At 74.1% G+C, this 6,331-nt stretch carries 5 protein-coding genes; all 5 read right to left on the reverse strand.

Features of this window, described 5'->3' with window-relative positions:
* Positions 1-80: 80 nt before the first annotated feature.
* Positions 81-1,703, reverse strand: coding sequence for an ArnT family glycosyltransferase (locus tag ABZ914_RS44015; RefSeq protein WP_500200683.1), 1,623 nt, complete (start codon positions 1,701-1,703; stop codon positions 81-83).
* A gap of 31 nt (positions 1,704-1,734) precedes the next feature.
* The gene (locus ABZ914_RS44020) at positions 1,735-3,516 is read right to left on the reverse strand and encodes an alkaline phosphatase family protein (protein ID WP_500200684.1); all 1,782 of its coding nucleotides are present in this window, start codon (positions 3,514-3,516) and stop codon (positions 1,735-1,737) included.
* A 215-nt stretch (positions 3,517-3,731) separates the two neighbouring features.
* A complete protein-coding gene (locus tag ABZ914_RS44025; protein WP_151545285.1) occupies positions 3,732-4,880 on the reverse strand; it encodes an NDMA-dependent alcohol dehydrogenase in 1,149 nt (382 codons plus the stop codon).
* Positions 4,881-5,095: 215 nt separating this feature from the next.
* On the reverse strand, positions 5,096-5,734 hold the full coding sequence (locus tag ABZ914_RS44030) for a DsbA family oxidoreductase (RefSeq protein WP_500200685.1): 639 nt from the start codon (positions 5,732-5,734) through the stop codon (positions 5,096-5,098).
* Positions 5,735-5,797: 63 nt separating this feature from the next.
* A partial coding sequence (locus ABZ914_RS44035; protein WP_500200686.1) for a zinc-binding dehydrogenase occupies positions 5,798-6,331 on the reverse strand: 534 nt, incomplete at its 5' end.

Here is a 6,331-nt window from a genome sequence, read left to right on the forward strand (position 1 = left end):
ACCAGATGGGCCCCCACACCTCCTGCGTGTCGACCTGACAAAAACCCCCCCCCCGCGCGCCCAAGGCCCCGCGCGGGCGCCTACCGCGTCCCGGCCGCGGGCCTCTGGTAGATGGTGATGGAGTGGCCCACCTCGTCGATCGGCTCGCTCGTCCTGATGAGGGCGAGTATGCGGGGATCGGCCTTGTCGATCCAGCTGTCGGACACCGCGAGGACGCCGCGGACCCGGTCCGGGGGGACGGCGAGCGGGTCGGCGGCGCTGATCCCGTAGCTCGCCGGGACGCCGCTGCCCTTGTAGGCGAGCCAGACCGGCCGCCCGGCGTACCGGTCGCGGAGCCGGTCGGCGAGGCGTCCGAGGTCCTGGCCCCAGTCCACGTTGGAGTCGTGCAGGCGCAGGTGCGTCCTGGACGGCCCGCCGAACGCCTCGTTCGAGTACGGCAGGTAGTACGGGAACGTCCGGACGGAGCTGACCGCGACGAACAGCGCCAGGGCGGCCGCGGCCGCGGGCGTCCACCGCCACGGGAGCGCGACGGCGCAGCCCGCCGCGACCGCCAGGAAGAGCGGGACGAAGATGGCGTACCGGACGCCCAGGTCGCGGGACCCGGCCATCGCGGCGGCCAGCAGCACCGCGGCCGGGAGGAGCACGTACGGGGCGGCCGGGCGCAGCCGCCGCACCGACACCATGGCCGCCGCGCCCGCGAGCCACAGCGCGAGCATCCCCAGCGGCGTCTTCACCAGCAGCGCCGCCGGCAGGTAGTACCAGAGCGAGCCCTGGTAGTGGCGGCCGAACAGGAACCCGGTCCAGGTCGCGTCCTCGAACCCGAACTGGAGGCGCATCCCGTCGCGGTACGGCCGGGGGAAGGGCGCCGCGCCGGCGAGGACGCCCCGGAGGCCGCCGATCGACGGCAGGCCGGGCGGCGCCGTCCACCGCAGCCGGGGGTCGACGGCCAGGTAGGCCGCCCACACCACCGCGACCGCGACCACCGCGACCCCGGCCGCCGCGGCGGCGGCGCGCAGCACCGCCGTTCCGGCCGTCCCGCCCTCACCTCGCCGGGACGCCGAACAGACCGGCACGGCCGCGAGCGCCAGCAGCACCGGGACGGCCGCGAGCGTGCTCATCTTGGTGGCGAGCGCCGCCCCCAGCGCGGCCCCGGCGAGCGGCAGGTACGGCAGAGGCCGGCCGCGCGCCCGCCACAGCAGCCACGCGGCCGTGAGGACGAATCCGGCCGCCGCCACGTCCAGCGTGGCCAGCGACCCGTGCGCGATGACGTCCGGCGAGAACGCGTACAGGCCGAGCGCGAGCAGCCCGGCCGCCGTGCCCGCGAGGTCGCGCGCGAAGGCGAGGACGACCAGCCCGAACAGCAGCGTCAGCGCGATCATCGGGAGCCGAGCGGCGAGCATCACCCGTCCCGGGTCGTTGCCCGAGGCGTACAGCAGGTGCTGCCCGACCGCCTCCTGCGGGCCGGTGTAGGACCGGTCGAGGCGGACGCCCGCCGCCTCCGTCCCGATCCCGATGATCAGCTTGCCGAGCGGCGGATGCTCCGGGTTGTCGCGCAGGTCGTGCTCGCGCAGGTACAGCGCGGACGCCCCGACGTACACCGGCTCGTCGATCGTCGGCGTCTGCTGCACGGCGGTCGTGACCATCGCCGCGGCCATCGCGGTCAGCAGCGCGGCCGCGGCGAGCGCCACCGCCGCCGCCCTCATCTCCCCAACCTCCCACCCCCGGGGCCCGGCGTCACCTGTGCGACGCCGCCGGCGGGGGAGAGGCGGAGGGCGTGGAGCCGAACGCGGTCAGGAAGCGGTCGCGGAACGTGCTCATCGGCCAGACCGGCGAGGTCCGCGCGGGGCGCAGCCCGTCCTGCCAGCCCCAGCCGGAGATCCGGTCCAGCACGGCCGGGTCGCGGGCCACGATCGTGACCGGGACGTCCCGGCTCGCGTTCTGCCCCGCGATCGTCGGCGCGGGCTGGTGGTCGCCGAGGAAGACCAGCACGGTGTTCTTCGTCCCGTAGGCCAGCATGTACGAGACGAGGGTGTTCAGCGTGTACTCGATCGACTTGCGGTACTCGCCGCGGATCCGCCCGGACGAGGGCCACGCCGCGTTCTCGCCCTTGCCCATCCCGTCGAAGACCGACCCGTCGCCGACCGCGTTCCAGGGCACCGGGCGCGGGATCGACGCCCACGGCGCGTGGCTCGACACCAGCGCCAGCTCCGCCATCACCGGCCGGCGCCCGGACGCGGCGAGCTCGTCGCGCTGCAGCGTGTTCAGCGTGTACTGGTCGGGCATGGTCGCGTAGCTGAACCGGGGCCCCTTGTAGCCGAGGTTCCGGTCGTCGTAGACCTTGTCGTAGCCGTAGAACGACGCCTCCGGCCACGCCCGGGTGATCGCCGGCTGGACGGTGAGCGTCCGCCAGCCCGCCTCGCCGAACGCGCGGGTGAGGGTGAACCGGCTGCTCGACGTCAGCGTCCGGTACCGCTGCTGGTTGTCGATCCACAGGCCGGACAGCAGCGTCGAGTGCGCGAGCCAGCTGCCGCCGCCCGCCGTCGAGGAGGTGAGGTAGCCGCTGCGGGCGCCGAACCCGGCCGCCTTCAGCTGCCGGGTGCCCGCGTCGAGCACCGCGTCCACCCGGGGGGCGTACTCCGGGTGCTCGACCGCCGAACGCCCGTAGCTCTCCACGAACGCCAGGACGACGTCCTTGCCGCGCAGACCCGTCAGCATCCGGTCCGCGGGCGTGTTCCGGAAGGCGTCCACGGCGGCCTGCTTGGCGAACACCCCGCGGTCCTTCAGGCCGGTCCGCACCTGCCGGGCGTGGTCGTAGGCGAGCCGGGCGGCGCCGCCCGACGCCAGCGGCACGCCGGGGACGGCCTGCGCGCCCAGCGCGGCGGACGCGACCCACGCCGTCCCGAGGACGGCGACGCTCCGGCCCGTCCACGTCCGGTGCCGTACGGCCAGCCGGGTCAGCCGCAGCACCGCGAGCGCCATCAGCACCGGCACCGCGACGACCAGCAGCACGATGAGCGCGGTGAGGCCGATCGCGGCCGGGCGGCCCACGGAGGTGTCGATGAACTCGAACCCCGGCCGCAGGAAGCTCCAGTCGAACACGGGGTTGAACGGCCGCACCAGGACCGCGTCGAAGCCCATGTCCAGGACCTTGAGGATGACCAGCACCCCCAGCACCGCGCCCACCGGCGCCGCGACCCACCGCCGCGCCCGCGCCGGGAGCACCAGCACCAGCGCCGCGACGACCAGCGCCTCCACCGGGATCCGGACGAACTGCCCGGCCGACAGCCGGTCGAGCCGGTCCGGCGCGTCCAGGGCGAACAGCACGAGCAGGCACGCCAGCGCCGTCGTCGCCCATCCGGCGGCGCGCCGTACCCGCCCCCGCGGAGGCGCGCCGCCCGCGCCCGGCGCGTCACCTCCGCCCGGCGTGGCTCCCTTCTCCCGCGCGGCTCCGTTCTCCCGCGCGTCCCCGCCGTCGCGTTGCCCGCCCGCCGAGCGGAACGCATGAAACACCGACATGTCGGTTCTCCCCAGCCTGGCCCGTGACCGCCGTGCCCTCGCCCCGGCGTCGATCGCGCGCGGTGGGCACACCCGGTTGTACGGTTCGCGGCGTTCGCCGGTTCAGCCGGAGATGCCGCCCGAAGGGCCGCCGGCGCACGACGAAGGCCGCCGCGGGGACGGTGCGCGTCCCTCGCGGCGGCCTCTCCCGTTCCGGGGCGCCGTGCGGCGGCCGGTCAGTACTTGATCAGGCCGCGGATGTTCTTGCCGTCCCGCATGTCCTGGTAGCCCTGGTTGACCTCGTCCAGGGTGTAGGTCTTGGTGACCAGCTCGTCCAGCTTGAGCTTGCCCTCCTCGTACAGGCGCAGGAGGCGGGTGACGTCGCGGCGCGGGTTGGCGTTGCCGAAGATGCAGCCGACCAGCTCCTTGCGCTGCATCGCCAGGTCGAACAGGTTGAGCTTGACGTCCTCCTGCATGACCGGCGCGACGGCCGTGACGACGCCGCGGCCGCCCTTGGTGACCATGCCCATCATCGGGCCGATGAGGTCGCCGGTGGCGGTCCCCACGGTCAGGATGACCTTGTCGGCGTTGGCGCCCCAGGTCATCTCCGCGACCATCGCCTGGGCCTCCTCGATGGAGGCGGCGCTGTGCGTGGCGCCGAAGACGCTGGTGGCCTTCTCCCGCTTCCACTCGACCGGGTCGACCGCGATGACGTGGCGGGCGCCGGCCATCGCCGCGCCCTGCACCGCGTTCATGCCGATGCCGCCGATCCCGATCACCACGACGGTGTCGCCGGCCCGCACCCCGGCGGCGTTGACCGCCGAGCCCCAGCCGGTGGTGACGCCGCAGCCGACCAGCGCGGCCTTGTCGAGCGGGATCCAGTCGTCGATCTTGATGACGGAGGACTCGTTGACCACCGTGTACGGCTCGAACGTGCCGGTGCAGCACATCGTGCCGAGGTCCTCGCCGTTCTTGGAGTGGTGCCGGGAGGTCATGTCGCTGATCTGCCGGCCCGACAGCAGGAAGGCGCCGAGGTCGCAGATGTGCTGGCGGCCCTGCGCGCAGGACGGGCAGCGGCCGCACGCCGGGATGAAGGACAGGACGACGTGGTCGCCCTCCTTCACCGAGGTGACGCCCGGGCCGACCTCGACGATCTCGCCCGCGCCCTCGTGCCCGCCGATCACCGGGAACTGCTTCCAGCCCATCAGGTCGGCGATCTCCTTGTCGATCACCATGTCGCCGGTGACCATGTGCTCGTCGGAGTGGCACAGGCCGGACGCCGCGAGCTTGACCTTGACCTCACCCGCCTTGGGGTCGTCGAGTTCGATGTCCTCGACGCTCCATTCGGTGTTCTTGTCCCACAGGATCGCCGCTCGAGTCTGCACGGGGCCCCCTCGCTGGTTCGGGCTGAAGATTCGTCAAAAATAGACGTTTCCGGCCCCGCGTGTCGACATCCGAATCAGATTATGTTTATGCACTCGCGCCCCGTTCCGGCCGGGCGTCCGGAGGCCCGCCCGCCCCGGCCCGCAGCGCGATGACCACGCGCGTTCCGTGTCCGCGGGGTGACGGAGCGGGGACGCGCGGCCCCCGGCGCGGCCTGTCAGCGCGGCTCGTTCCAAGCGCGGTCAAGGGCCTGCGCGAACGCCTCCGCGGGCTGCGCACCGGACACGCCGTAGCGGCGGTCGATGACGAAGAAAGGCACGCCGGTCGCGCCGAGCTGTTGCGCCTCGCGCTGGTCGGCCTCCACTTCGGCTGCGAACCTCCCGGACGCGAGCACGTCGTGGGCCGCCGCCGCGTCCAGCCCGGCCTCGGCGGCGACCTCGACCAGCGAGTCGCGGTCGAACACCGAGCGCCGGTCGGTGAAGTGGGCCTTGTAGAGGGCCTCGACCACGTCGCCCTGCACGCCCTGCTCGCCCGCCAGGTGCACGAGCCGGTGGGCGTCGGCGGTGTTGCCCACCTGCCCGCCCTCCAGGTGGTATTCGAGGCCGACTCCGGCCGCGCGCTCCTCCATCTGCCGGTTCATCTGGACGGCCTGGTCGCGTGCCATGCCGAACTTCGCGGCCAGCATGTCCGCCACGTCCTCGGTCTTCCCGGCCGGGTAGGACGGGTCGAGCTGGAACGCCCGGTAGGCGATCTCGACCTGGTCGCGGTGCTCGAACCCGCCGAGCGCCCGCTCGAACTGGCGCTTCCCGATGTAGCACCAGGGGCAGATGACGTCGGACCAGATCTCGACACGCATGGGACACCTTTCTCAAGGACGGTTGCCCCACTGCAACACCCGGCGGCCCGCATCGATTTCCGCTCACGCGCGCGGGGCGACCCCCACCCGTATCGAGGCGGACCGCGCCGCCTCCGCGAGCGCGGCGTCCAGGTCGTCCAGCGGGTGGACGGCGCCGAGCAGCGCCTCGACGGGCAGGCGGGCGGCGGCGGACTCGGTCCAGGCGGCGGCCTCCGCGAGGTCCGCGGGTGCGTAGTTGTGGACGCCCCGCACCGTGAGCAGCCCCCGCACCAGGTCCTGCGCCTCCCAGTCCAGCGGCGCGCCGGGCGAGACGGTCCCGGCGAGCACGACGGTCCCGCCCGTCGCGGTGCGGGCCACCGCGGACCGGGCGGCGGCGGGCGCCCCGGACAGCTCGATGTAGAGATCGGCGGGCGGCGGCTCGTCGGCGGGACCGACCGCGTTCGCGGCGCCCATCAGCATCGCGGTCGCGCGGCGTCCGGGATCGGGGTCGACGGCCGTGACCGCCGCGTCCCGCCCGGCGAGCATCGCGGTCGCCAGCAGGCCGAGCAGGCCCGCGCCGCAGACCGTGGCGTTCAGCCCGGCCACGTCGGCGCCGCC

Source organism: Spirillospora sp. NPDC046719, from assembly GCF_040645715.1.
Lineage (GTDB): Bacteria > Actinomycetota > Actinomycetes > Streptosporangiales > Streptosporangiaceae > Spirillospora.

What these genes read in the sequence shown, in the direction of transcription:
- ABZ914_RS44015 (WP_500200683.1), bottom strand. Translation starts at nt 1,703, where the DNA reads ATGAGGGCGGCGGCGGTGGCGCTCGCCGCGGCCGCGCTGCTGACCGCG.
- ABZ914_RS44020 (WP_500200684.1), bottom strand. Translation starts at nt 3,516, where the DNA reads ATGTCGGTGTTTCATGCGTTCCGCTCGGCGGGCGGGCAACGCGACGGC.
- ABZ914_RS44030 (WP_500200685.1), bottom strand. Translation starts at nt 5,734, where the DNA reads ATGCGTGTCGAGATCTGGTCCGACGTCATCTGCCCCTGGTGCTACATC.